This window comes from Alteromonas sp. ABV4_515 (genome assembly GCF_056160345.1).
In genome coordinates this window covers 385,428-408,801 of record NZ_JBSWWZ010000003.1, presented here as the reverse complement: position 1 = coordinate 408,801, position 23,374 = coordinate 385,428, and the positions used below count along the sequence as shown (strand labels likewise).

Sequence of the window (23,374 nt, the reverse complement as noted above, 5' to 3'; positions counted from 1 at the left end):
AGCGAGGCCGCTTCGGCTGCAAAATTTTGGAGAGAGTAATGGATATTCAGAAGAAACCTAAAAAACTCAGCATCAAAGAAAAGTATCGCATGATGACCCGGGATCTGGCCTGGGAACCGAGCTATCGCACCAAAAAAGAAATTTTCCCTTATGTGGATTATGAGGGCATTAAGATTCATGACTGGTCGAAGTGGGAAGATCCGTTCCGCATGACCATGGATTCCTACTGGAAATATCAGGCAGAAAAAGAGCGGAAATACTACGCGATTATTGATGCTCACGCGCAAAATAATGGCCACCTCAATATTACGGATGCCCGTTATCTGACCGCGCTGAAACTGTTTCTGCAGGGCATCAGTCCGGGTGAGTATGCGGCGCATCGTGGTTTTGCCCGTGTGGGACGAGAGTTTGCCGGAGTTGGTCCGCAGGTAGCCTGTCAGATGCAGGCCATTGACGAGATTCGTCACGCCCAGACTCAGGTTCACGCCATGTCGAACTATAACAAGTTCTACAATGGCTTTGCCTCCTTCGCTGAACAACGTGATCGTATCTGGTACACCTCCGTGCCGCGCAGTTTCTTCGATGATGCCATGTCTTCCGGCCCCTTTGAGTTCCTGGTCGCCATCGGCTTCTCATTCGAATACGTGCTGACCAACCTGCTGTTCGTACCTTTCATGTCCGGTGCCGCCTATAACGGCGATATGGCAACGGTGACGTTTGGTTTCTCTGCTCAGTCCGATGAAGCCCGTCATATGACTCTTGGACTGGAATGTATCAAGTTCATTCTTGAACAGGATCCGGACAATATCCCTATCGTGCAGAAGTGGATTGATAAGTGGTTCTGGCGCGGCTGCCGTTTGCTGACCCTGGTTGCCACCATGATGGACTATATGCTGCCCAAGCGCGTGATGTCCTGGCGTGAAGCCTGGAATATTTATGGCGTGGAGAACGGCGAGGCGCTGTTTAAAGATCTGGCCCGCTACGGCATTCGCAAACCCATGCACTGGGACGACGTGGAGAAATCCATCGACCATACCTCTCACCAGTTGATGCTGGGTCTCTATCAGTGGAAATTCGGTACGGCCTTCCACAGCTGGATCCCGACCGCAGAAGACTTCGAGTGGCTGAAGAAGAAATACCCGGACACATTCGAGAAGTACTACATGCCGCGCTGGGAGTACATCATCAAGCAGAAGGAGGCCGGCAACGAATACAACAACTTCGGTTTACCGAAACTCTGTCAGACCTGCCAGCTGCCATGCCTTTACACAGAACCGGATGATCCGACGCAGCTCGCCCATCGCGAGACCGTTTATGAAGGGGAGAAATATCATTTCTGCTCTGACGGCTGTCAGCACGTGTTTGAGCAGGAACCCGAGAAATTTGTTCAGTCTTGGCTGCCTATGCCTGGCCTGATGCAGGCGCCGCTGAACGGTGATCTGGCTGCCTGGATGGAGTGGGTGTCGCTGAATCCTGAAACCGATACTGGTGACTATCAGGGTTCTGAAGATCAGCAGAACTTTGACAAGTGGCGCCGTCAGGCCACGTCAAACAGCTGAAACCTATTGCAGGAAAATAAGGAGAACAATTATGTCTGTAGTAGCTAATGGTGAATACAAATTTGCTCCCCGCGATGCGGTGGAAAATTTTCAGGGTAACTATCTGCTGTTTGCCTGCTGGGATCAGCACATGCTGATGGCTGCCCCGTTTATGCTGTTTGCGTCACCTAAAGACAAACTAGGGGACATTATCGACGCTCAGCTTAAACCATTGATGTCACCGGATCCGGACTTCGACAAAATCGACTGGGATGCCATCAAATGGCTGAAAGACAACAAGCCCTGGATCCCGGACATGAATAAAACCGTGGAAGAAAATGGCCTGGGTCATAAAGACCAGATGCGTTTTACCACCCCCGGACTGGCGACGCTGATTTTAGGGGAGAGCTGATATGACTTATGAAGTCACGATCGAACCTCTCGGTCAGACCATCGAAGTTGAGGAGGACCAGACCATTCTGGATGCAGCGCTGCGGGCAGGGATTTACCTGCCCCATGCCTGCGGGCACGGGCTGTGTGCTACCTGCAAAATTGATGTGCTGGAAGGTGAGGTTGATCACGGAGAGGCATCCGGCTTTGCGCTGATGGATTTTGAGCGTGAGGAGAATAAATGTCTGGCCTGCTGTGCGCGCCCGGAAAGCGATCTGGTCATTGAAGCGGAAATTGAGGAAGACGAAGATTCCCGCAACCTGCCTATCGCAGATTACGAGTGTGTAGTGAGCCGTATTGAGGATCTCACGCCTACCATTAAGGGGATCTGGCTGAAGCTGGACAACCCTGATGCCATTGAGTTTCAGGCTGGTCAGTACATTCAGCTTAATGTGCCGGACGGCATTGGCAGCAGAGCGTTTTCCATTGCTAACAGTCCGTCACTGGATGGCGAGATTGAACTTAATATCCGGCAGGTTCCCGGCGGCGCTGCCACTACCTATATCCATGAAAAACTGCAGGTGGGAGATGAGATTTCTTTCACCGGGCCTTATGGCCGGTTTTTTGTGAAGAAATCAGCTGAAATGCCCATGATTTTTATGGCTGGTGGCTCAGGACTTTCCAGCCCGCGCTCTATGATCCTGGAACTGCTGGAAGAGGGATGCGAACTGCCTATCACCCTGATTTACGGCCAGCGCAGTAAAGAAGAGCTTTACTACCACAAAGAGTTTCTTGAGCTGGCAGTGAAGTATCCGAACTTTACCTATGTGCCCGCATTGTCAGACAACAAAAGTGGAAACTGGGAAGGCGAAACCGGCTTCGTGCATGAAGCCGCTCAGCGAGCCTTTGATGGAAATTTCTCCGGTCATAAAGCGTATCTCTGTGGCCCACCTCTGATGATCGATGCCTGCATAAATACCCTGATGCAGGGAAGGTTATTCGAGCGTGACATCTACACCGAGAAATTTATCTCTGCCGCAGATGCCCAACAGGTAAGAAGCCCGCTATTTAAAAATATCTGAAGTGAATATTAATACTTTGAGAGTATCAAGAGTCGGTTTAAATGGTATTAGACGGTATAGAGCGTCAGGATTACACTCGGTTCAAGTGTTAGTAAGTTGTAAATTTATTTTATCAAAATCATCGTCAAGAACGTGAAATAAGCGAGTAAAACAATGCGCCAGATTCAGAATTTTATCAGAGGAGAATTTGTCGAAGCGGCTTCAGGAAAACGCTTCGATAAAGTATCGCCCGTTACCGGCGAAATCATTGCCAGCGTTGCCGAGGCCGGAAAGTCAGACGTCAACGAGGCAGTGCTTGCGGCGAAAGAGGCGCTTAATGGGGAGTGGGGCGCCATGACCACTGACGAGCGTGTTACCATGCTCTATGAGGTGGCTGATGAAATTACCCGCCGTTTTGAGGATTTCGTGGAAGCCGAAATGGCCGATACCGGTCAGCCTCAGCATGTGATGCGTCATGTCTTCATTCCTCGCGGCGCAGCAAACTTCAAAATCTTCGCAGATACCATTAAAAACGTGGCAACGGAAAGCTTCCGTCTGGATACGCCGGATGGCGCTGGCGCACTGAACTATGGTGTACGCAAACCCAAAGGCGTTATTGGTGTTATCAGCCCGTGGAACGCGCCATTTATGCTGATGACCTGGAAAGTGGGTCCGGCACTGGCATGTGGTAACACGGTTGTGGTCAAGCCTTCTGAAGAAACCCCGCTTACCGCAACCCTGCTGGGTGAGGTGATGAATAAAGTGGATGTACCGGCCGGCGTGTATAACGTGGTTAACGGTTTTGGTCCGGATTCCGCCGGTGAGTTTGTTACTCAGCATCCTAAAGTTGACGGCATCACTTTTACCGGTGAAACCCGAACCGGTACCGCCATCATGAAAGCCGCGGCAGAGGGTACACGGGACGTGTCCTTCGAGATGGGCGGTAAGAATGCAGGAATCGTTTTCGCCGATTGTGATTTTGATAAGGCGGTCGAGGGTATTTTCCGCTCAGCGTTCCTGAATACCGGTCAGGTTTGTCTGGGTACAGAGCGTGTGTACGTAGAGCGTCCGATATTCGAGAAATTTGTTCAGGCGCTGAAAGAAAAAGCAGAGGCCGTTTCCCTTGGCCGTCCTACCGATGCCGGTGTGAACTACGGCCCACTTATCAGTAAGGAGCATCAGGACAAGGTGCTGTCTTATTACAACAAGGCGGTGGAAGAGGGGGCAACCGTGGTTACCGGTGGTGGTATTCCGGAAATGCCAGACGGCGTAAAAGGCGGCAACTGGATCCAGCCCACTATCTGGACCGGCCTGTCTGATGATGCCACCGTCATTCGCGAGGAAATATTCGGTCCTTGCTGCCATATCCGCCCGTTCGACAGTGAAGAGGAAGTGGTGAACCTGGCCAATGATACGGAATATGGCCTCTCCACCACCATCTGGACCCAGAACCTTGGCGTAGCTCATCGCATGGCAGAAAACATCGATGTAGGGATCTGCTGGGTGAACTCATGGTTCCTGCGCGATCTGCGCACCGCTTTCGGTGGCACCAAACAGTCTGGTATAGGCCGCGAAGGTGGCGTGCATTCGCTGGAGTTCTATACCGAGCTGCGCAACGTCTGCATCAAGATGTAAGGAGACTGACATGGATAATCAGTTAATCAGTAAACTCGGCGATGAGCTTTACGAAGCTTTCGTTTCCAGAAATACCCTGACGCCTTTCACCGAGCAATATCCGGATATCACGTTGGAGCAGGCCTACCGCATTCAGGAGCGCTTTATTCAACGTCGGCTAAACAGCGGAGAAACGGTAACCGGTAAGAAAATTGGTGTTACCAGTGCTGCGGTTCAGAAAATGCTTGGCGTGTTTCAGCCGGATTTCGGCATCCTGACCAGCAAGATGGTGTATCGCCAGGGCGAAGTCATCGATCTCAACGGACTTATTCAGCCAAAAGCAGAGGCGGAACTGGCACTGGTGCTGAAAGAAGATCTTATTGGCCCCGGTATCACGCCGGTAGATGTGATGCGTGCTACTGACTATGTCAGCCCCTGTTTTGAAATCGTCGATTCCCGTATCACAGACTGGAAAATCAAGATTCAGGATACAGTGGCAGACAATGCTTCCTGCGGGGTTTATGTGCTGTCTGATCAGAAACTCGACCCGCGCAAGGTGGATATCACCATGTCCGGCATGACCCTTTATAAAAACGGTGAACTGTTCTCAACCGGAGTCGGCGCAGCTGTGCAGGGTTCGCCCTTCAATGCTGTCGCCTGGCTCGCTAATACTCTTGGTGAACTCGGTATTCCGTTTAAGGCCGGAGAGGTCATTCTGTCCGGTTCCCAGTCTGCGCTGGTGCCGGTGTCTGACGGCGACGAACTGACCTGTACTCTGGGCGGTATCGGTGAATGCTCAGTGCGATTTGAAGGGAGAACAGCACGATGAAAACACAACTGACTCAGGATCAGATCACCCGCTTCTGCGAGCATGTGGAAGGCGCGCAGACCCGTGCCTACGCCATCCCTAAACTGACCAATGAATTTGCGGAGATGACCGTCGAGGATGGTTACTTTGTGCAGAACGCGTTGCGAAAACGCTTCCTTGAACAGGGTCAGCGGCTGGTGGGCTGGAAGGCGGGTCTTACCTCTAAAGCCAAAATGCAGCAGATGGGCGTATCGGTGCCAACTATCGGTTTTCTTACTGACGCCATGAGCGTACCGGAAAATACTGTGGTCGATACCGCTGAACTGGTTCATCCCCGGGTAGAGCTGGAAGTGGCTTTTGTGACTAAGGCCGAGTTGTCTGGCCCCGGCTGCACAGCATCAGACGTTCTGGCGGCAACAGATTTCATTCTGCCTGCTATCGAGGTAATCGATTCACGCTACGAAAACTTCAAGTTTGATTTGCCCAGCGTAGTGGCGGACAACTCGTCCTCTGCGAAATTTGTCGCCGGTGGACGCCCCCGTTATGCCGAAGATGTGGAACTGGATCGTCTTGGCGTCGTGCTGGAAATCAACGGTGAAATCGTTGAAACCGGCTCTTCTGCGGCGGTACTTGGCCATCCGGCAGAAGCGATGGCCATGCTGGTCAATATTCTCGCGGATATGGGCGAAGTGTTGCCTGCCGGCAGTTTTGTGATGAGCGGTGGCATTACAGCGGCAGTGGCTGTTAAGCCCGGTGACTCTGTGGTCGCCCGCTATCAGGAACTTGGCAGCGTCAGCGTACGCTTCACCTGAGCAGGAGTGACTCATGCCAATAATTGAAATGCATTTGATGAAAGGTCGCACCGATGAGCAAAAACGCTGTGCAGCCAGAGCAGTAACGGACGCCATTGTGGAATCTCTCGGTGTGAAGAAAGAGTCTGTTCGCATTCTTATTACTGAACACGGTGACTGCGACTTCTTCGTATCGGGTCTCACAATGGCGGAGCGAAATCACCAGCGAGAATTAAAACTGGAAGGAAACTTATGATGAAAAAAATCAAGTGTGCTCTGATAGGTTCGGGAAATATCGGTACCGACCTTATGTATAAAGTCATGCGCAGTGACGTGCTGGAGCCGGTATGGATGGTAGGTATCGACCCGGAATCTGAAGGCCTGGCGAGAGCGAAGAAGATGGGCCTGAAAGTAACCGCAGATGGCGTTGATGGTCTGTTACCTCATGTTGAGGCGGATGAAATTCAGATCGCTTTCGATGCTACCAGTGCTTATGTCCATGCGGAAAACAGTCGTAAACTCAACGAGCTGGGCGTCATGATGATTGACCTGACGCCTGCTGCCATCGGGCCGCTTTGCGTACCGCCGGTAAATCTTAAGGAGCATGCCGCTAAACAGGAAATGAACGTTAATATGATTTCCTGTGCTGGCCAGGCCACTATTCCTATTGTTAATGCGGTATCTCAGGTACAGACCGTAGAGTACGCGGAAATTATCGCCAGCCTGTCTTCTAAGTCTATCGGTGCGGGAACCAGGGCGAACCTGGACGAATTTACTTTTACCACTTCCAATGCTATCGAGAAAGTGGGTGGGGCGAAGAAAGGCAAAGCGCTGGCGATTATCAATCCCGCAGAGCCCCCTATCATCATGCGTAACACCATCTACTGCCTGACGGAGGATGCGCCGGACGAAGCCAAAGTGCGCAACTCTATTCTCACCATGATTGAGCAGGTACAGAAGTATGTGCCAGGCTATCGCCTGGTTAATGGTCCGGTTTTCGATGGCAATAAAGTAGCTGTGTTTATGGAAGTGGCAGGGCTTGGCGACTACCTGCCGAAATATGCCGGCAACCTCGACATCATGACTGCCTCTGCTACCCGCACAGCAGAGATGTTTGCCGAAGAAATACTTAACGGCACCCTGTTGCTGAAACCTGTGGAGGCTGCGTAATGAGTGAGCAGAGAAAAGTAATGCTGCATGACATGTGTCTGCGCGACGGCATGCATGCAAAAAAAGAACAGATCAGTGTTGAGCAGATGGTGAAAGTCGCCACGGCTATGGATAACGCCGGTGTACCGCTCATTCAGGTTACCCATGGCGCAGGTCTGGGCGGTAATTCATTGCAACATGGTTTTGCTATGGCCAGCAATGAGGAATATATCAGTGCTGTAGCTGCAGCGGTGAAAGAGACCATCATCTCGGTACTGCTTATACCAGGGCTCGGCACTATGAAAGAGCTGCGCTCAGCCTATGAAGCCGGAGCAAGAAGTATTCACGTTGCCACTCACTGTACGGAAGCCGATACCTCACCACAACACATTGCCTGCGCCAGAGAGTTGGGAATGGACACGTCAGGCTTTCTGATGATGTCTCACCTGAACACGCCTCAGGGCCTGACAGAACAGGGAAAGCTAATGGAATCTTACGGTGCGCAGACTGTGTATATCACGGATTCTGCTGGCTATATGCTGCCTGCGGATGTGACTGAAATCATCTCCCGCCTCCGCGGTGAACTGAAACCGGAAACCGAGATTGGCTTCCACGGCCATCATAACCTGGGGATGGGCGTCGCCAATTCCATTGCGGCTATTCAGGCTGGTGCCACCCGCATAGATGCGTCGGTTGCAGGTCTTGGTGCAGGTGCCGGTAACACGCCACTGGAAGTGCTGGCTGCTGTGTGTGAACGTATGGGTATTCCTACCGGCTGCGACCTGTTTAAGCTGATGGACGTAGCGGAAGACATCATTGTTCCTATGATGGATCACATGGTTCGCGTTGACCGCGATTCCCTGACTCTGGGGTACGCTGGCGTGTACTCCACGTTCCTGCTACATGCGAAAAAGGCCGCAGAGAAATATGGCATTACCGCCCGGGATATTCTTGTTGAACTGGGCCGTAAGAAAATGATCGGCGGACAGGAAGACATGATTCAGGACACCGCCATGACGCTGGCCAAAGAAAAAGGCCTGTTAAAAGAAGCGAGCTAGTTCTGAAGCGCGACCTGGAGAAGGGGAGTTCTGCAGAAAGTCGCGCTACCACGAAGTATGTAGGAGGTTTATATGTCCGATAAAAAACTTGCTGTTGTCGTGGGTGCCACGGGAACTTTTGGTGTTGAAATTGTGCGTCAGCTTGGTGATGCCGGGCTGAATGTGCTTGCAGTCGGTCGGGACGCAGATGCGTTGTCGAGCCTTGCCAGTCAGTATGACCACGTTCAGACCTGCCAGGCCGATATCAGTAACGACAGTGCGATTGCGGCTATCGGCAATGCCGTATCCGGCACGGTAGACATGGTCGTTCACGGACCGGGTGTCGGCGTAGCCGGTGGAATAATGACAGTACCCACCGAGACAATGGTGGATGCAGTGAATATCAAAGTAGGCGGCATGCTGCGGGTAACCCGCGCAGTCCATGACCACCTCGAGGCTGGCAGTCGTCTGGTGGCCATCGGTGGTCACTACGGACTGGAGCCAACGGAGTATGCCGCATCAGCCGGTGTAGCCAATGCTGCTCTGGTTAACGTGATGCGTCAGCTGTCGCTGGCATATGGCGAGAAGGGTATTACTGCTCACACCATAGCGCCGGGCCCTGCAGATAGTGAGCGGCTTCGTCGGGTAGCATCGGCGCGGGCAGAACAGCGGGGTATTGATGTGGAAGACGTGCTTGATGAACTCAAAGCAGATTCATCGGTACGTCAGTTCACCACCGCCGATCAGGTTGCCTGGGCGGTGTGTAATCTGCTCGATCCCCGAGCCATCGCCATGACAGGCTCTACTATCATGCTGGATTCCGGCCGTCGTAAAGGGCTGCCCTAGGCTGCTCTTATTAACGTGACGAATATCGTCATAGGAGATGTTTTATGCCAATCGTTCACTTTCATTTACCAGAGCGTCTGGCCGGACGGGAACAGGTCGAGGCCGTTGCCGCTAAAGCCACGGCAATTTATGCAGAGGTGCTGGATAGTCCGGTAGAACGCATTCGTGTTTATACGCATATTCTGCCTGACTACTGTGTCAGTGTGGGTGGCAAAACGCTGAATGCCGGCGCACCACCCGCACCGTTCTTTGAGTTTTTCGTCCTGAAAGGACGCTCACTTGAACAGCGCCATCGTGTTTCTGCGGGTTTTACGGAAATGTTATCGCTGACGCTGGGTTGTGATGCCAGCATTATTCGCGGTGTGTGTAATGAGGTTGAACCGGACAACTGGAGCATAGCTGGTAAGCCCGCTTCTGCCGTCCGACAAGGTGAGATAGCCAGTCGCGCAGGTACGCACTAAGCATTGATTGACCACTACCTCAATCCAGAAATAGACCTGCCGGCTTTGCCGGCAGCGGGAGAAAGACTATGCCTTTTAACGTCGACGTTACTAACAGCGATGAAACCTTCAACTGCCGAGCAGATGAAAACCTGCTCGCTGGAATGATGCGACGTTCCGGGAAATGCATTCCTGTGGGATGTCGCGGCGGTGGCTGCGGGGTGTGTAAGGTCAGAGTGATTTCCGGCCTGTGCAAGACCACAAAAATGAGCGCCTGTCATGTGACGCCTGAAGAGCAGGCAGAAGGGTATTTGCTGGCTTGTAAGGCACTTCCGACAACGAATATCGTAGTGGAGATTATCGGCAATATTCGTAAGAAAGTCTGTGAGCAACGCAAAAAGGAAGCGGCGGTTCTGCACAAGTAACCCCGATACTTCTGCGGATGTCAGAAATACTCATGGCGTCCCCGGCAGGAATCGAACCTGCAACTAAACCTTAGGAGGGTCTCGTTATATCCATTTAACTACAGGGACCAGAATTGCTTTTGTCTTTAATATCAAGCGTTCGCGCCAGTATAGTAAAATTTCATGGTGCTGTCAGCCAGCAAGGCTGACTCGCAGATTTACTGAGACCGGCACAGGTTAGTCTGCTTTACCGTTTAGTCACAAAGTCATTGGGCTGGATATTGCCAATGATGCCATTGTCTACCGGCACCACGGTGGCACTGTCTACAGAGGCGCTGACGACTTTCACTTTTGTAGGATAAAGGTTGTACTGCAAGAAGTGCATGCCTTGGGGGTCTATGACTTCATTGGTTTTATAAAGCGTCAGCTCATCACCCGGTTGGATGCCATGAGCACGTCCAATCGATACCTGAAGTTGGTCACTGTTAACCGCCAGAACACGGCCTGTGGCGGGTTGACACGTCAGTTCGTGCTCAACGTCTTCAACGATGTTACTGAAAAGACGGTTAATGGCTTGGCCGTATTCACTCTGCCAGAATCGGGAGCTGCTGACATCAATTTGCTCAAAGCGATCAAACTCCCATAAAGCCTCGGTGCTGTAATTCTTTTGCATGAGCGTGGCACCATTCATACCGTCAACCAATGCCAGGTCCAGTGAAAACTGACGCAGTGCATCATCGCTCTGCCAAAATGCCAACGAGGAATGTTGGGGGCGTACAATGCTTAAATCTGTGATCGTGGCTGCCAACACATATTGTGCCCGACTTTGTCGTGCCAGCGATGGTGCCTGAGCGAGAACGCTAGAGCGACGCCAGCGCACCGTATTAGGAACGATTTGCTGCAGTGAGGTATTATCAGAGTTGGCGACAAACTGCTGCTGAAGAGAGCGGGGTGCTTGTTCAGACAGCGCATGGATTTGCCCGTCTCCAGCTTGCTGCCGATGTTCAATGGGAAACCAGGTGGTGACTAACGTTTTTTGAAAGCCGGCTGCTTTACAGGTTACCGCCTTAGGAAAAATATCAGCTCGAATCGTTACCGTAACGTAGTCGCTATGCCATTTCTCATCAATCAGCTCTAAGTTATTCACCTCACCGCTGGCATTGATTTGAAGTCGATCTTCTTGCAATAAACCGTTAGTCAGCATTTGTACGCTTTGTACCGACGCGCCGGCAAACATCAATGCCTGTCGAATGGCCTCTTCGGTGGCTTTTTCTTTAGCTGCGGTGCGGTTGCCTTGCTGAATCAATGCCTGTCCTCTTGCCTCGTACCAAGCGGCAGAACTTTGCCACGACAGCACGGCCAAGGTGCCCGTCAGTGCCACAGTTTTAACAAAGCGGAACAATGATTGATTCATATTGGCATTACCTTTACAAACACCTGATGGGTGCGAACAGTTAACTGCAAACCAATTGTCTGCGTTATAATGATCTCTTAGCAAAACTCAGCAAAAAACGTTCCTGAAATACTGTCTGAAATCTGACGCTCACTAACAAGGCACAGTTATTGCGTGCCTATCCAACATTCGAAACGTAAAGTATCGACACTCAAAAATAGAAACCCAGAGTAACGTTAGGTGAATTATGCGGACATTAATCAAAAAATGGGGAACGGCTTTTGGCGCGGGCTTGGCATTGTCGCTTACCGGTTGCTCTGGCCTAATTGATAAACATGTCGAGTGGGAAGTGGTTGAACCGGAAAGCTATCCGGTATTATCGGCTATCGGCTACGCGCCAATCGCTCAACAAATGGGGCAGACAGACAACGATCGTTCTTTGATGGCCATGAAAGCGTCAAAGCTTGATGCTTATCGCGAGCTAGCCGAGCAGGTTTATGGTCAACGCCTCGATGGTGAGCAGTCTGTCGCGAATATGATCATGCAGAATTCCCAATTAAAAGCGTCTGTCGAGGGTGTGATCCGTGGCGCGCGGGTAGTGAAGAGTTATCCGGTAGGGGAAGACACCTACGCGACTGAGCTGGAGTTAGATATGCGCATGGTATACGACATCTATCTGACCACGGCGAAGCCTAAACGGATAAAAGACGTAACCTACTACTAGTTTGATTTCGGAAATAAAGCCTGATGAGGTTTATTCCCCTTTAGATATAACAAAGCCCGTTTACACGGGCTTTATTGTAAATAATTGTCTTGTTTTTTGTATGTTCTTAGGCACTTACGCCACGACCCAAACCTGAACCTTTCGGTTTTCCGCTTTTATCATAGGTCAGTGATTCTTTCGCGCGTACCTCCAACATCAAATTGCGCAGATGCGTGAGTCTTAATTGACCCTGCTCAACGGCTTTCTGATTCACTGAAGTGCGGTACTTACATTCTTCCAGCAGCTTTTTAGCTGTAGCGATGAGTTCTGAAACGTCGTCTGGCACCGACGATTCATTAACCAGCGACTGATATTGCTTACTAATGCTCATATCACTCTGCTGTATGGTGTCGAGGGTCTGCTCTTTCTCCTTGAGCAAGTTCATCAAAGCTTCAGCGTCACGGCTGCTGATAAGGTGCAACTCCTGCTCAAGTAACAACGCCAGATGCTCTAAATTAGCAATCTGTTGTTGTAAGCCTGAAAGCAAGTTTTGCGACATAATTTACCTACTAAGATTTGATGCCAAACACCTGCGCTTCTAATCGCGCGATTTTGTGCGCAAGCGAATCAGCATCGATTTTATACTCACCACTTTGAATGGCTTTCTTCAACTTGTCGACCTTTTCCTGATTAACTGGCGCCTCAGTGCCTTTTTTCTGCACCTGACTCAACTGCTGAGCTGACTGAGTCAAAGAAACAGAATCCTGACGTGGTGCAACAGTTTGCGCCGTTTTCGCGGCAGCTTCTTGCTGCACTGCAGACTGGGTCTGTGCTTGCTGATTATTCAGCTTCGCATTGTCGATGGGTGCCTTAGGGGCCCCATTGTTTACATTATTAATTGCCATAAATTTTTCCACTACCAATAACACCTCATACACGTTATCGGCTGAACCTGTCGCTTCTTTAACCTTTTTGGCGTATTTCTTAAAATATTTTCTAAGGCTGAATTACAGGTTTACAACGACGGTTTGCGTGCTGACCACTTCGGCAATAATTGCTTTGTTTGAAGACGCATTTATAACCTGAATATTATCGCCGATGACCCCGTCCTGTCTAGCGATACCGGCGGTTTTTACCTGCATGCCGCCACCTTGTGCACTGATGGTTATTCGATCACCTTTACAGACAAAGCATAGCATATTTGCCTGAATAGGTTGTCCATTGCGCACTCGTCTTTTCATTCTGGCGCCGAGTAGTTCATCTGCCGACGAATAACTGGTATGACGTAACTGGTTAACATCGACTTCGGCTAACCGGAGATTTTCTGATGTAAGCAAGCTGCCGGGGCTGATGAGCCCTGCGGTTACCACGACGGTTCGTGTTCGTGAGACCCGGGCATTGGTAAATAGATACCAGTCATTATTGCCGCAGCTCACACGCACAGAAATGTAACTTTGGCGCAGAGAAGCAGGCTCTGCATGATAATTAAATGGCGTATGGCATACCGGAATTTGAATGCGATCATCAATGGCTACCATATTTATCGATATATTTTCTTGTTCTGAGTCGTTGCCGATAGCATTTAATAAATAACGCTCTGCACCCTGTTCAATTTTTTCTCGCAACTGGCTGCCCGACTGCGCAAATACAGGGTTTGAGACTATGTTAAGCAGCAAAACGAAAGCAAGAAGACGAAACTTACTTAAAGTAATGACCATTTTTTTCGATAACAATTTATGCATGATGACTTTTTTCGTGTTCACTTCACTTTATTTTGACTATGATTAAGAGCAGGATCGGATGGTACGAAAAGTCACTATCGTCACTTTTTTGGCGATTCTGCTTTTAAACAAAGAGTGATAAGGTGAAACGCAATGTTCGTGCCCAATTTTAAATTAGAGGTGATGTATGTCAGGCATTCTTGATTCCGTTAACCAGCGCACGCAGTTAGTGGGGCAGAACAGGCTTGAACTTCTGTTGTTCAGACTCAATGGCCGTCAGCGCTTTGGCATTAACGTATTCAAAGTGCGAGAGGTATTGCAATGTCCGCCTCTTACCGCAATTCCAAAGCTGAATTCCTTGGTTCGTGGTGTCGCGCATATTCGCGGCCAGACCATTTCCGTTATCGATCTCAGTATGGCAACCGGTGGGCGTCGTATTGAAAACCTCGATACTGCCTTTATCGTGATTGCTGAATACAACCGCTCCGTTCAAGGCTTTCTGGTGGGGGCGGTGGAACGCATCATTAATACAAACTGGGACGCAATCATGCCGCCGCCGCAAGGAACTGGCCGTGCCAGTTATCTCACCGCGGTGACTGAGGTGGACAAAGAGTTAGTAGAAATACTCGATGTAGAAAAAATTCTGCATGAGATTTCTCCGCTTAAAGCCGATGTTAGCGACTCCATTGCTGAAAATCTCGATACTACCGGCAGTGAAGATAAAATTATCTTTATTGCTGATGACTCTTCTGTTGCTCGCAGCCAGGTTAAGAAGTCACTTACTGCACTGGGCCTGAAGATGGAGCTGGCTAAGAACGGTCTTGAAGCGCTCAATCGTTTAAAAGAAATTGCCGCTGAAACCGGAGATGTCACTGACAAAGTTGGCGTGTTGGTTTCAGATATTGAAATGCCAGAAATGGATGGCTATACCTTAACGGCCGAAATTAAAAACACCCCTGAGTTGCAAAAACTCAAGGTGGTTTTGCACACATCACTCAGTGGCGTATTTAACCAGGCCATGGTGCAAAAGGTTGGCGCCGACGATTTCATTGCGAAATTCCATCCTGACGAATTGGCCACAGCCGTGGGCAAATGGTTAAAAAAATAAGTACGAGGGCAGGGAAGTTTGAAAAACAAAGAAGTTTCAGCCGATAGTTATCGTCAGTTTGGTGCGTTTTTGCAGCAGCAGTGTGGCATTTCACTGGGCGATAACAAGCAATATCTGGTAAGAAGTCGGCTGTCTTCGTTAATGTACGAATTTAATTTTGACAGTATTGACGAATTAATTGCTGCTGTTATTCGCGGTGCAAACCGCAGTCTACTGCAAGCTGTACTTGATGCCATGACCACCAACGAAACCCTGTGGTTCCGAGATGGCTATCCTTACGAGTTACTTATCAATACTATTCTTCCCAAATTTGCATCAGAAAATCGACGTCTTCGTGTATGGAGTGCGGCTTGTTCATCAGGACAAGAGCCGTACTCTATCGCCATGTCTGTTCTGGAGTATCAACGACAGAACCCTGGCACATTGCGTGGGGGCGTCGACATCACCGCAACTGACCTATCGTCTTCTATGCTGGATAAATGCAATAAAGGCGTTTACGACGAATTGTCTTTAGGCCGCGGCTTATCCTCTGAGCGTCGTCAGCGCTATTTCTCCCCTAATGACGAAGGCATGATGCAGGTGAATCGTGAAGTCAGGGATATGGTGACGTTTAAAAGCCTCAACTTACTGCATAGCTATACCGGCCTAGGTCGATTCGATATTGTATTCTGCCGCAATGTGCTCATTTACTTCCCGGCGGACGTCAAGCAACGCATACTGCAACAAATTGCCGCCCAGTTGCAACCAGAAGGCGTTCTTTTCCTCGGAGCTTCAGAATCCATTGGTGAAGCGGCTTCCTTGTTTACTATGGTTAAATGCCGTCCAGGCCTTTATTACCAACGCAAGAAATAATCTGCCCTCATACTCATTCAGCGTCAAAAAATACTTGGCACTTCATTTGCAGTTGATTTCGGGAATGTCGAAATACGTGCAACCGGAGTCTTTGAATGGCCATCAACCTCGATAATCTCGTTGGCTTTCATCAAAAAGCAATCAACATCCGTGAAGAAAAAATGGAAGTCATTGCCGGAAATCTGGCAAACGCCAACACGCCTGGCTACAAAGCTCGTGATATTGATTTTAAACAGGCAATGGAAAGCGCACGCCATGTTCAGCAGCAAGGTAATCTTACTCGCACCCACGATAACCATATTGGTGGTTCGCTGAGTACAAGCAGTTTCGACATCGACTACCGAATTCCAAATCAGCCAGATACCGGTGACGGCAACACCGTTGAGGTACAGTCTGAGCGAAATGCCTTTCTTGACAATGGAATGAGATATCAGGCCAGCCTGAAATTTCTGGAAGGAAAGCTGAAGGGTATGAAGAAAGCCTTGAGTGGAGGGCAAAGTTAATGAGCCTGTTTAATGTAATGTCGATCTCGGGTACGGGCATGGAGGCAGAAAGTGTCCGCCTGAATACCACCGCCAGTAATATTGCTAACGCGAACAGTGTGAGTAGCAGTTACGAAGAAACGTACAAAGCCCGACACCCGGTTTTTGCCGCTGAGCTGGCTCGTGCATCAGAAGATCAGACCAAAGGGGTTGGTGTTCAGGTGAAAGGCATCGTCGAGAGTGATGCGCCTCTACAAATAGAATACGCACCGCACAACCCTATGGCAGACGAAAACGGCTATATCTACAAGCCTAATGTCAACATTGTTGAAGAAATGGCAAATATGATGTCTGCCTCAAAAGGTTATGAAACCAACGTGCAGGTAGCAGACACAACGAAAAGATTATTTCGTCAGGTACTGCAATTAGGCAGTGGCCAGTAAGTCGGTTAAGCAGAGGATTTTATCGTGAGTACGATTACTAATACCCCAGGGCTGAACACTGACCTCTACTGGCAAGAAGAAGGCGTCGCTGTTTCTGACGGTAGCGAACAGCGACTTTCTCAGGAAGACTTCTTCTCGCTACTGACAGAACAGCTTGCCAACCAGGATCCAACCAAGCCCGTTGATAACGATCAAATGGTGGCGCAAATGACGTCATTTACTATGGCTGACGGTATTTCATCACTGAATGAGAAGTTTGAGTCTTTCGCCGCGTCTATGACTTCGAACCAGGCCCTGCAGGCGTCCAGTCTTATCGGCCAACAAGTACTGGTTGAGGGAAATGTAGGTTACATGTCAGAAGAAGGTGCTGGTTTCAGCGGTGTGCTGGTAAATGAGCAAACGGTACAGGATCTCAAGATCAACATTGAGAATCAGTACGGTGAAATTGTAAAAACCATGAATGTGGGTACGCAAGCTGCAGGCAACATTCAGTTTGCCTGGGATGGTACTGACAATAGCGGCAATGCCATGCCGGCGGGTGAGTATGTTATCAGTGCCAATGGCAGCGTGGACGGCGAGGGCACTTCGGTGCCTATCGCAGTAAACCGCCAGGTAGGCAGCGTAAGTATGACTGGCAGCAGTCAGGGCATTATTTTGAATTTGGCGGGTGATGTGAGCATAAGTCTTGGCGACGTCATCCAAATAGGCAGTTAGTAGGAGAAAGAGTTATGTCTTTTAATATTGCACTTAGTGGCGTTTCTGCCGCGCAGAAAGATCTCGACGTCACCGCCAACAACATTGCGAACGTCAACACCGTTGGTTTTAAAGAGTCGCGTGCAGAGTTTGGTGATGTCTATGCATCGTCACTCCTGGCGGGCGCAAAAACCAAAGTGGGTGATGGTGTACTGACGCAAGAAGTGGCGCAGCAGTTTTCTCAGGGTAGTTTGCAGTTTACCAATACCGCATTAGACTTAGCGATTACCGGTAATGGTTTTTTCGCCACAGTACCAGAGATCACTTCCCGGGATTTCTCATTTACCCGTGCTGGTCAGTTTAAGCTGGATGAAGATAACTTCGTGGTTAACAGTAACGGCGACAACTTACTTGGCTTCCCGGTCAATACTGATGGTACCAGTTCTTCAGTCGCTTTAAGTACAACGGTTCCGGTACGCATTCCAGATTCATCAGGTTCGCCTCAGCAAACCAGTGAAGTGGATATTCGCATGAACCTGCCAGCGGGTGATCCTGCATTAGATCCAACTCAGTTTAATCCAGATGATCCACTGACCTACAACGCAGCGACTTCCGTTACTGTTTACGATTCGCTGGGTGACAGTCATGTAATGACCTACTATTTCATTAAAGATCCGGCTTCGGCGACAACGAATGACTGGTATGTAGCCACGGCGATCGATGACAATCTGATTGATATGGTCAATTCCGACGGTACCGATTCTGACGTTGCCACTGCGACTAACACCGTGGGTACGGCTTCAGGTTTTCCTGTAACGGCGGCAAAAATGTCATTCAGCCAGGGCGGTGACTTTGTTTCTATTCAAGCTGCAGATGGTGTATCGAGTTCCGATTTTAAAATTCAGACAGAAGCATTAGGGGGAACCATTCTCTCTAACGGTTCTGATCCTACGCAGCAAATCAGTATCGACTTCAACCTCGATCCTGCTGGCGCGACTACCCTTGAACCCACGCAGTTTGCGTCAGCCTTTGAAGTAACATCGTTAGAGCAGGATGGCTTGCCAGTCGGACGTTTGACGGGTATCGATATCGGCCCTGACGGCCTGGTAAGAGCGACTTTCTCGAACGGTACGTCAGAGCCAATTGTTCGCGTGGCATTGGTTCGCTTTTCTAACGAGCAGGGCTTAACGCAGCAAAGTAGTACGCAATGGAAAGAGTCGATTGCGTCGGGTGAAGCTCTCGCCGGGGAAGCAACCACAGGCACCTACGGTGAAATCAATTCATCAGCACTGGAACAGGCAAACGTTAACCTGACAACAGAGTTGATTGACCTGATCATCGCTCAGCGTAACTTCCAGGCTAACTCCCGTGCATTGGAAGTGAACAATCAGCTAAACCAGACCATTCTGAATATCCGATAGTTTACACCTTTTAGAAGGCCGGCATCGCCGGCCTTTTTTCTATCTATTCTCACCTCTTTACGCCAATTTACTTTTGGCATCTGAATTGCAGTCACCTTGGTATTGTTAATCAGAACGTCAAAAGTCAGTCATGGATAAATTACTCTATATCGCTGCAAGCGGCGCCAAACAAGACCTGTTGGCCACGGGTGTACGTGCCAATAATCTGGCGAATGCACAGACCACGGGTTTTCGGACTCAGCTTGAACAGGCAAGAGCAATGCCGGCCTACGGCGAAGGTTTGCCGACTCGGGTGTTTTCCATGACCGAAAGCCCTTCTCATAACTATGAGTCCGGCGCCATGGTGCAGACCAACCGTGACCTTGACGCAGCCATCCAAGGTGACGGCTGGTTCTCTGTTCAGGCGGCTGATGGTCAGGAAGCGTATAGCCGTGACGGTAGTTTTCAGCTGGGCCCCGACGGCATGTTGACAGATATGCATGGAAATATCGTGATGGGCGATAACGGCCCGATCTTTTTGCCGGTGCCGTTAGATAACCTGAATATTGCCATGGATGGAACCATTTCTACCCGCCCCGTTGGCGCGCCAGAAAACGTATCCGAAGAAGTGGGTCGTCTGAAACTGGTAAACCCGGATTTAGACAATATGGAAAAAGGGTATGACGGATTGTTCCGAACCAAAGATGGCGTTCCCGCAGACGCGGACCCGAATGTCATGGTGCGCACTGGCATGCTTGAAGGCTCAAATGTGAATGCAGTAGATGAGATGGTCAATATGATCAGCTTACAGCGTCACTATGAGATGCAGGTAAAGATGATGAAGCAAGCCGATGAACTCTCAACTCGTGGCAATCAGTTGCTTCGTATTATTTAATTTTTAACTAATGATCACATGCACATGCGAGTGGTCAGGAGGTCGATATGCATCCTGCGTTATGGATTAGTAAAACTGGGCTAGACGCCGCACAAACCGACGTTGCTACGGTATCCAATAACCTGGCAAACGCCTCGACAGTAGGCTTCAAAAAAGATCGTGCGATTTTTGAAGATTTGCTTTACCAGAATATAAACCAACCTGGCGGGCGTTCGTCTGCAGATACGGAAATGCCTTCAGGTCTCATGTTGGGGTCGGGTTCTAAGGTGGTAGCCACGCAGAAGGCGCACACCCAAGGGAACATGCTAACCACAGAAAATGCCCTCGATATGTCGATTCAGGGGCGTGGTTATTTTGAAATCCTGCAACCTGACGGCACCATTGCTTATACCCGTAATGGTCAATTTACGCTTAATGATCAGGGGCAGATTGTTACCTCTGGCGCAGGCTTTTTGTTGCAGCCAGAAATTGCGGTGCCTGAAGATGCGCAGCAAATCACCATTTCACAGGACGGTGAGGTGTCGGCCACTATTCGTGGCCAGGCCGATGCTCAGGTCTTAGGTCAGCTGAATATTTCAGACTTTGTTAACCCCACAGGCCTGCAACCCACCGGGCAAAACTTGTTTGTGGAAACCGCTTCCAGTGGCGCACCTATTCAAGGTGTTCCCGGATTGCAGGGGCTAGGCACCATCTCGCAAGGCACGCTGGAAACCTCCAACGTTAACGTCACGGAAGAATTAGTGAACCTGATTGAAAGTCAGCGTTTGTACGAGATGAACTCGAAAGTCATTTCTTCTGTTGACCAGATGCTTGGTCAGGTGATTCAGCAGCTTTAACAGGTGACATTATGCGGATCCTTGGTTTTATCGCACTTAGTATGATGCTGGCCGGTTGCAACAGTACGCCGCAGCCGCCGGTACAGGCGAATGATCCGGCCTTTGCGCCGGTGATCCCGGATATCCCTCAGGAGCACATTACTGAGGATGGCGCGCTGTTCAGACCTTATATGGCGAACAGTCTGTATTCTGACGTTACCGCCCGTCGTGTTGGCGACATTATTACGGTAACACTAAGTGAGAATACGGCGGCATCAAAGACTGCGGACACCACAACTGCGAAAAATACGGGCGTGAACGTACAGCCCATCACTGGTCTCGGGGGTAATCCCATCAATATCGGGAATGAATCGATTCAGCTTGGTTTGAATGCCTCGAATGATTTCACTGGTAATGCCCAGGCGAACCAGAGTAACAGTTTGCAAGGCGCCATTTCTGTCACCGTTGTCGACATTATGCCGAATCAAAACCTGGTGATCCGCGGTGAAAAGTGGTTAACCCTGAATCAAGGGGATGAATACATCCGCCTTACCGGCATTATTCGTCCTTCAGACATTAGCCCAGAAAATGAGATTGTTTCTACCCGAATCGCTAACGCCCGCATTCAATACAGCGGCACGGGCAGTTTTGCCCGGGCGCAGGAGAAGGGCTGGCTTACCCGTTTCTTCTCATCTGAAATCTGGCCTTTCTAGGAGTATCCGGTATGCGTTTTTTGACTTACCTCACAGCCTTTTTGCTGGCTGCCATGCCGGTTATCGCCAGTGCTCAACGTATTAAAGACGTAGCCAGCATCCAAGGGGTGCGTAGCAACCAGTTAATCGGCTACGGATTGGTTGTGGGTCTACCGGGAACTGGCGAGCAAAGCCCGTTTACAGAGCAAAGTTTCCGTACCATGCTGAGCAATTTTGGTATTAGTCTCGACCCGAACACCAAGCCTAAAATTAAGAACGTGGCAGCCGTGGCGGTACATGCCGACCTACCCGCTTTCATTAAACCAGGACAAAAGATTGACGTTACCGTTTCGTCTGTGGGTGAAGCAAGTAGCCTGCAGGGCGGCACCTTACTACAGACGTTCCTTAAAGGGGTTGACGGCAAAGTGTATGCGGTGGCCCAGGGAAGCTTAGTGGTAAGCGGTTTTGGTGCCCAGGGCGGTGACGGTTCACGGATTGTGGTAAACACGCCTACTGTTGGCAGAATTCCTAATGGCGCGCTGGTTGAGCAAACCGTGCCGTCCGGCTTCGCAAACGGCGACACGCTAACACTCAATTTGCATTATCCCGACTTTTCAACGGCCAAGCGATTGGCAGATACCATCAACGAACGTCTTGGCGCGCAGCCTGAACAAGGCTATGCCATTGCCACGCCTATAGATGCCGCATCAGTGCGTGTGTCGGCGCCCCGTGACGTAGGTCAACGAGTGGGTTTTCTGGCGGTACTTGAGAATTTTGATTTCGAGCCCGCAGATGCACCGGCACGCGTGGTGATTAATAGTCGTACTGGCACCATTGTTATTGGTCAGGACGTTCGCTTACTGCCCGCTGCTATTACCCATGGTGGTTTAACGGTCACTATTGCCGAAAATCAACAAGTGTCTCAACCGAATGCGCTGGCCGATGGCAACACGGTCGTCACCACACAGTCTATTGTGGATGTGGATCTCGCCGACAGCAGAATGTTCAAGTTCCAGCCTGGCGTAACCCTGGATCAATTAGTCCGCGCGGTAAATGAAGTAGGCGCAGCCCCCGGTGATTTGATGGCTATTCTTGAGGCACTCAGGCAGGCCGGTGCCCTGCGTGGCGAACTGGTCATTATCTGATGGACATGCAAAACACTTCACGTAGCCAATTGGAAATGGCCCGCAATGCGAACGACATTGGTGGGTTGAACAACCTGCGTGAAGCCATGGCAAGTGGCAACGGTGAAGTGTTGCAAGAAGCTGCCCAGCAGTTTGAAGCGATATTTGTGCAGATGATGCTGAAGTCCATGCGTAAAGCGCAAGATGCACTTGCCGATGAAGACAGCCCATTTAATTCGGAACAAGTAAAGTTTTACCGTGATATGCATGATCAGCAGCTTGCCGTCGATTTGTCCAGCAACGGCGGCCTTGGTCTGGCGGATCTCATCGTTAAGCAGCTCGGTCAATTAGATCCGAATTATCGCCCAGCCAGCACCATTAGGGCTGATGGCAACATTGAATCTTTAAACCAGGCTCGCGCCGAGTCTGTTACCAAGGCACAGGATACGGTGTTGGAATCTGCGTCGAAGGGTACCAAGTCTGCCTACAAGGCGGCCATGTTTGAAAACCAGGAAAGTTTTGTTGAAGCCTTGTATCCCCATGCAGAAAAGGCGGCTGAGATGCTTGGCACAGATGCTAAGGCCATTATCGCGCAAGCCGCGGTGGAAACTGGTTGGGGACAGTTTGTGATTCACGATCAGGAAGGAAATAGCACCCACAACCTTTTCGGCATTAAAGCGAATCGTCAATGGCAAGGTGAGCAAGCGGTGGTAGATACCCTTGAATTTAGCAATGGTGTGCCCGAGCGTCGCAAAGCGGCATTTAGGCAATATGACAGTCTGGAAGCCGGCCTTGCCGACTACGTGAACTTCATTCGTTCTCAGCCTCGCTATCAGCAAGCCGTAGAAAAGGGCGCTGACACGTCGCAGTATTTCTCTGAATTACAGCAGGCCGGGTATGCCACCGACCCCAACTATGCCGAAAAAGTCATGGCGGTGTATCGCAGTGATATTGTCCAGGGCTTCCAGCCTTAAT

Annotated in this window: 28 protein-coding genes and 1 tRNA gene; 24 read left to right on the top strand and 5 right to left on the bottom strand. The window is 50.1% G+C overall.

Going from position 1 to position 23,374, the window contains the following annotated elements:
* Positions 1-26: 26 nt before the first annotated feature.
* The 12 genes from ACXAGX_RS09610 (at position 27) to ACXAGX_RS09555 (ending at position 10,099) form a co-directional block, all read left to right on the top strand.
* Positions 27-1,559, top strand: a complete 1,533-nt coding sequence (locus tag ACXAGX_RS09610; protein ID WP_474837962.1) for a YHS domain-containing protein — start codon at positions 27-29, stop codon at positions 1,557-1,559.
* A gap of 31 nt (positions 1,560-1,590) precedes the next feature.
* Positions 1,591-1,950, top strand: a complete 360-nt coding sequence (locus tag ACXAGX_RS09605; protein WP_474837960.1) for a phenol hydroxylase subunit P4 — start codon at positions 1,591-1,593, stop codon at positions 1,948-1,950.
* Between the two features lies 1 nt (position 1,951).
* The gene (locus ACXAGX_RS09600) at positions 1,952-3,010 is read left to right on the top strand and encodes a 2Fe-2S iron-sulfur cluster-binding protein (RefSeq protein ID WP_474837958.1); all 1,059 of its coding nucleotides are present in this window, start codon (positions 1,952-1,954) and stop codon (positions 3,008-3,010) included.
* Between the two features lie 153 nt (positions 3,011-3,163).
* Positions 3,164-4,624: a 2-hydroxymuconic semialdehyde dehydrogenase gene (locus tag ACXAGX_RS09595; RefSeq protein WP_474837956.1), complete on the top strand. Its 1,461-nt coding sequence runs from the start codon at positions 3,164-3,166 to the stop codon at positions 4,622-4,624.
* Between the two features lie 10 nt (positions 4,625-4,634).
* A complete protein-coding gene (dmpE, locus tag ACXAGX_RS09590; RefSeq protein WP_474837954.1) occupies positions 4,635-5,432 on the top strand; it encodes a 2-oxopent-4-enoate hydratase in 798 nt (265 codons plus the stop codon).
* Complete coding sequence (gene dmpH / locus ACXAGX_RS09585; protein ID WP_474837952.1) at positions 5,429-6,223, top strand: 2-oxo-3-hexenedioate decarboxylase; 795 nt, start codon at positions 5,429-5,431, stop codon at positions 6,221-6,223. The genes dmpE and dmpH overlap by 4 nt, the downstream gene beginning before the upstream one ends.
* A 13-nt stretch (positions 6,224-6,236) precedes the next feature.
* The gene (locus ACXAGX_RS09580) at positions 6,237-6,458 is read left to right on the top strand and encodes a tautomerase family protein (protein ID WP_474837950.1); all 222 of its coding nucleotides are present in this window, start codon (positions 6,237-6,239) and stop codon (positions 6,456-6,458) included.
* On the top strand, positions 6,455-7,372 hold the full coding sequence (locus ACXAGX_RS09575) for an acetaldehyde dehydrogenase (acetylating) (protein WP_474837948.1): 918 nt from the start codon (positions 6,455-6,457) through the stop codon (positions 7,370-7,372). Before ACXAGX_RS09580 ends, ACXAGX_RS09575 begins: the two co-directional genes overlap by 4 nt.
* A complete protein-coding gene (dmpG, locus tag ACXAGX_RS09570; protein ID WP_474817788.1) occupies positions 7,372-8,409 on the top strand; it encodes a 4-hydroxy-2-oxovalerate aldolase in 1,038 nt (345 codons plus the stop codon). Before ACXAGX_RS09575 ends, dmpG begins: the two co-directional genes overlap by 1 nt.
* Positions 8,410-8,481: 72 nt before the next feature.
* Positions 8,482-9,234 (top strand): SDR family oxidoreductase, encoded by a 753-nt coding sequence (locus ACXAGX_RS09565; RefSeq protein ID WP_474837946.1) that lies wholly within the window; start codon positions 8,482-8,484, stop codon positions 9,232-9,234.
* Positions 9,235-9,278: 44 nt separating this feature from the next.
* The gene (locus ACXAGX_RS09560) at positions 9,279-9,695 is read left to right on the top strand and encodes a tautomerase family protein (RefSeq protein ID WP_474837944.1); all 417 of its coding nucleotides are present in this window, start codon (positions 9,279-9,281) and stop codon (positions 9,693-9,695) included.
* Between the two features lie 68 nt (positions 9,696-9,763).
* Positions 9,764-10,099, top strand: a complete 336-nt coding sequence (locus ACXAGX_RS09555) for a 2Fe-2S iron-sulfur cluster-binding protein (RefSeq protein ID WP_474837942.1) — start codon at positions 9,764-9,766, stop codon at positions 10,097-10,099.
* 33 nt (positions 10,100-10,132) lie between these two features.
* On the opposite strand, the gene ACXAGX_RS09550 is transcribed toward ACXAGX_RS09555, so the two are convergent.
* Positions 10,133-10,207, bottom strand: a tRNA-Arg gene (locus ACXAGX_RS09550).
* A gap of 118 nt (positions 10,208-10,325) precedes the next feature.
* Positions 10,326-11,492, bottom strand: coding sequence for a flagellar assembly protein T N-terminal domain-containing protein (locus ACXAGX_RS09545; protein WP_474837940.1), 1,167 nt, complete (start codon positions 11,490-11,492; stop codon positions 10,326-10,328).
* A 226-nt stretch (positions 11,493-11,718) separates the two neighbouring features.
* Here ACXAGX_RS09545 and ACXAGX_RS09540 point away from each other — a divergent pair, with 226 nt between their 5' ends.
* Positions 11,719-12,195, top strand: coding sequence for an LPP20 family lipoprotein (locus ACXAGX_RS09540; RefSeq protein WP_474837938.1), 477 nt, complete (start codon positions 11,719-11,721; stop codon positions 12,193-12,195).
* 106 nt (positions 12,196-12,301) lie between these two features.
* Here the strand turns inward: ACXAGX_RS09540 and flgN are convergent, their stop codons facing one another.
* From flgN to flgA, 3 genes are all read right to left on the bottom strand, one after another.
* Entirely contained in the window at positions 12,302-12,733 is a 432-nt protein-coding gene (gene flgN, locus ACXAGX_RS09535) for a flagellar export chaperone FlgN (protein WP_474837936.1), read from the bottom strand.
* Positions 12,734-12,743: 10 nt separating this feature from the next.
* Complete coding sequence (gene flgM, locus ACXAGX_RS09530) at positions 12,744-13,079, bottom strand: flagellar biosynthesis anti-sigma factor FlgM (protein ID WP_070127087.1); 336 nt, start codon at positions 13,077-13,079, stop codon at positions 12,744-12,746.
* Positions 13,080-13,181: 102 nt separating this feature from the next.
* Entirely contained in the window at positions 13,182-13,916 is a 735-nt protein-coding gene (gene flgA, locus ACXAGX_RS09525) for a flagellar basal body P-ring formation chaperone FlgA (protein ID WP_474837934.1), read from the bottom strand.
* A 166-nt stretch (positions 13,917-14,082) separates the two neighbouring features.
* Here flgA and ACXAGX_RS09520 point away from each other — a divergent pair, with 166 nt between their 5' ends.
* From ACXAGX_RS09520 to flgJ, 11 genes are all read left to right on the top strand, one after another.
* A complete protein-coding gene (locus ACXAGX_RS09520; RefSeq protein WP_474817796.1) occupies positions 14,083-15,003 on the top strand; it encodes a chemotaxis protein CheV in 921 nt (306 codons plus the stop codon).
* Between the two features lie 18 nt (positions 15,004-15,021).
* Entirely contained in the window at positions 15,022-15,855 is an 834-nt protein-coding gene (locus tag ACXAGX_RS09515) for a CheR family methyltransferase (RefSeq protein ID WP_474817797.1), read from the top strand.
* 95 nt (positions 15,856-15,950) lie between these two features.
* Positions 15,951-16,358 (top strand): flagellar basal body rod protein FlgB, encoded by a 408-nt coding sequence (flgB, locus tag ACXAGX_RS09510; protein ID WP_070127082.1) that lies wholly within the window; start codon positions 15,951-15,953, stop codon positions 16,356-16,358.
* A complete protein-coding gene (gene flgC / locus ACXAGX_RS09505; RefSeq protein WP_070127081.1) occupies positions 16,358-16,780 on the top strand; it encodes a flagellar basal body rod protein FlgC in 423 nt (140 codons plus the stop codon). The genes flgB and flgC overlap by 1 nt, the downstream gene beginning before the upstream one ends.
* A gap of 24 nt (positions 16,781-16,804) precedes the next feature.
* Positions 16,805-17,494: a flagellar hook assembly protein FlgD gene (locus ACXAGX_RS09500; RefSeq protein ID WP_070127079.1), complete on the top strand. Its 690-nt coding sequence runs from the start codon at positions 16,805-16,807 to the stop codon at positions 17,492-17,494.
* 14 nt (positions 17,495-17,508) lie between these two features.
* Positions 17,509-18,894 (top strand): flagellar hook protein FlgE, encoded by a 1,386-nt coding sequence (flgE, locus tag ACXAGX_RS09495; protein ID WP_474817798.1) that lies wholly within the window; start codon positions 17,509-17,511, stop codon positions 18,892-18,894.
* 130 nt (positions 18,895-19,024) lie between these two features.
* Positions 19,025-19,768: a flagellar basal body rod protein FlgF gene (locus tag ACXAGX_RS09490; protein ID WP_474817799.1), complete on the top strand. Its 744-nt coding sequence runs from the start codon at positions 19,025-19,027 to the stop codon at positions 19,766-19,768.
* A 47-nt stretch (positions 19,769-19,815) separates the two neighbouring features.
* Positions 19,816-20,604, top strand: coding sequence for a flagellar basal-body rod protein FlgG (gene flgG / locus ACXAGX_RS09485; RefSeq protein ID WP_070127076.1), 789 nt, complete (start codon positions 19,816-19,818; stop codon positions 20,602-20,604).
* Between the two features lie 11 nt (positions 20,605-20,615).
* A complete protein-coding gene (flgH, locus tag ACXAGX_RS09480) occupies positions 20,616-21,296 on the top strand; it encodes a flagellar basal body L-ring protein FlgH (protein ID WP_474837932.1) in 681 nt (226 codons plus the stop codon).
* Between the two features lie 11 nt (positions 21,297-21,307).
* Positions 21,308-22,420: a flagellar basal body P-ring protein FlgI gene (locus ACXAGX_RS09475; protein WP_474817801.1), complete on the top strand. Its 1,113-nt coding sequence runs from the start codon at positions 21,308-21,310 to the stop codon at positions 22,418-22,420.
* Positions 22,420-23,373: a flagellar assembly peptidoglycan hydrolase FlgJ gene (flgJ, locus tag ACXAGX_RS09470; RefSeq protein WP_474817802.1), complete on the top strand. Its 954-nt coding sequence runs from the start codon at positions 22,420-22,422 to the stop codon at positions 23,371-23,373. The genes ACXAGX_RS09475 and flgJ overlap by 1 nt, the downstream gene beginning before the upstream one ends.
* The last annotated feature ends 1 nt before the right edge of the window (position 23,374 follow it).

Excerpts from the sequence above, each read along its gene's own strand:
- ACXAGX_RS09605 (WP_474837960.1), top strand. The coding sequence starts at position 1,591 with ATGTCTGTAGTAGCTAATGGTGAATACAAATTTGCTCCCCGCGATGCG.
- ACXAGX_RS09600 (WP_474837958.1), top strand. The coding sequence starts at position 1,952 with ATGACTTATGAAGTCACGATCGAACCTCTCGGTCAGACCATCGAAGTT.
- ACXAGX_RS09595 (WP_474837956.1), top strand. The coding sequence starts at position 3,164 with ATGCGCCAGATTCAGAATTTTATCAGAGGAGAATTTGTCGAAGCGGCT.
- dmpE (WP_474837954.1), top strand. The coding sequence starts at position 4,635 with ATGGATAATCAGTTAATCAGTAAACTCGGCGATGAGCTTTACGAAGCT.
- dmpH (WP_474837952.1), top strand. The coding sequence starts at position 5,429 with ATGAAAACACAACTGACTCAGGATCAGATCACCCGCTTCTGCGAGCAT.
- ACXAGX_RS09580 (WP_474837950.1), top strand. The coding sequence starts at position 6,237 with ATGCCAATAATTGAAATGCATTTGATGAAAGGTCGCACCGATGAGCAA.
- ACXAGX_RS09575 (WP_474837948.1), top strand. The coding sequence starts at position 6,455 with ATGATGAAAAAAATCAAGTGTGCTCTGATAGGTTCGGGAAATATCGGT.
- dmpG (WP_474817788.1), top strand. The coding sequence starts at position 7,372 with ATGAGTGAGCAGAGAAAAGTAATGCTGCATGACATGTGTCTGCGCGAC.
- ACXAGX_RS09565 (WP_474837946.1), top strand. The coding sequence starts at position 8,482 with ATGTCCGATAAAAAACTTGCTGTTGTCGTGGGTGCCACGGGAACTTTT.
- ACXAGX_RS09560 (WP_474837944.1), top strand. The coding sequence starts at position 9,279 with ATGCCAATCGTTCACTTTCATTTACCAGAGCGTCTGGCCGGACGGGAA.
- ACXAGX_RS09555 (WP_474837942.1), top strand. The coding sequence starts at position 9,764 with ATGCCTTTTAACGTCGACGTTACTAACAGCGATGAAACCTTCAACTGC.
- ACXAGX_RS09545 (WP_474837940.1), bottom strand. The coding sequence starts at position 11,492 with ATGAATCAATCATTGTTCCGCTTTGTTAAAACTGTGGCACTGACGGGC.
- ACXAGX_RS09540 (WP_474837938.1), top strand. The coding sequence starts at position 11,719 with ATGCGGACATTAATCAAAAAATGGGGAACGGCTTTTGGCGCGGGCTTG.
- flgN (WP_474837936.1), bottom strand. The coding sequence starts at position 12,733 with ATGTCGCAAAACTTGCTTTCAGGCTTACAACAACAGATTGCTAATTTA.
- flgM (WP_070127087.1), bottom strand. The coding sequence starts at position 13,079 with ATGGCAATTAATAATGTAAACAATGGGGCCCCTAAGGCACCCATCGAC.
- flgA (WP_474837934.1), bottom strand. The coding sequence starts at position 13,916 with ATGCATAAATTGTTATCGAAAAAAATGGTCATTACTTTAAGTAAGTTT.
- ACXAGX_RS09520 (WP_474817796.1), top strand. The coding sequence starts at position 14,083 with ATGTCAGGCATTCTTGATTCCGTTAACCAGCGCACGCAGTTAGTGGGG.
- flgB (WP_070127082.1), top strand. The coding sequence starts at position 15,951 with ATGGCCATCAACCTCGATAATCTCGTTGGCTTTCATCAAAAAGCAATC.
- flgC (WP_070127081.1), top strand. The coding sequence starts at position 16,358 with ATGAGCCTGTTTAATGTAATGTCGATCTCGGGTACGGGCATGGAGGCA.
- flgE (WP_474817798.1), top strand. The coding sequence starts at position 17,509 with ATGTCTTTTAATATTGCACTTAGTGGCGTTTCTGCCGCGCAGAAAGAT.
- ACXAGX_RS09490 (WP_474817799.1), top strand. The coding sequence starts at position 19,025 with ATGGATAAATTACTCTATATCGCTGCAAGCGGCGCCAAACAAGACCTG.
- flgG (WP_070127076.1), top strand. The coding sequence starts at position 19,816 with ATGCATCCTGCGTTATGGATTAGTAAAACTGGGCTAGACGCCGCACAA.
- flgH (WP_474837932.1), top strand. The coding sequence starts at position 20,616 with ATGCGGATCCTTGGTTTTATCGCACTTAGTATGATGCTGGCCGGTTGC.
- ACXAGX_RS09475 (WP_474817801.1), top strand. The coding sequence starts at position 21,308 with ATGCGTTTTTTGACTTACCTCACAGCCTTTTTGCTGGCTGCCATGCCG.
- flgJ (WP_474817802.1), top strand. The coding sequence starts at position 22,420 with ATGGACATGCAAAACACTTCACGTAGCCAATTGGAAATGGCCCGCAAT.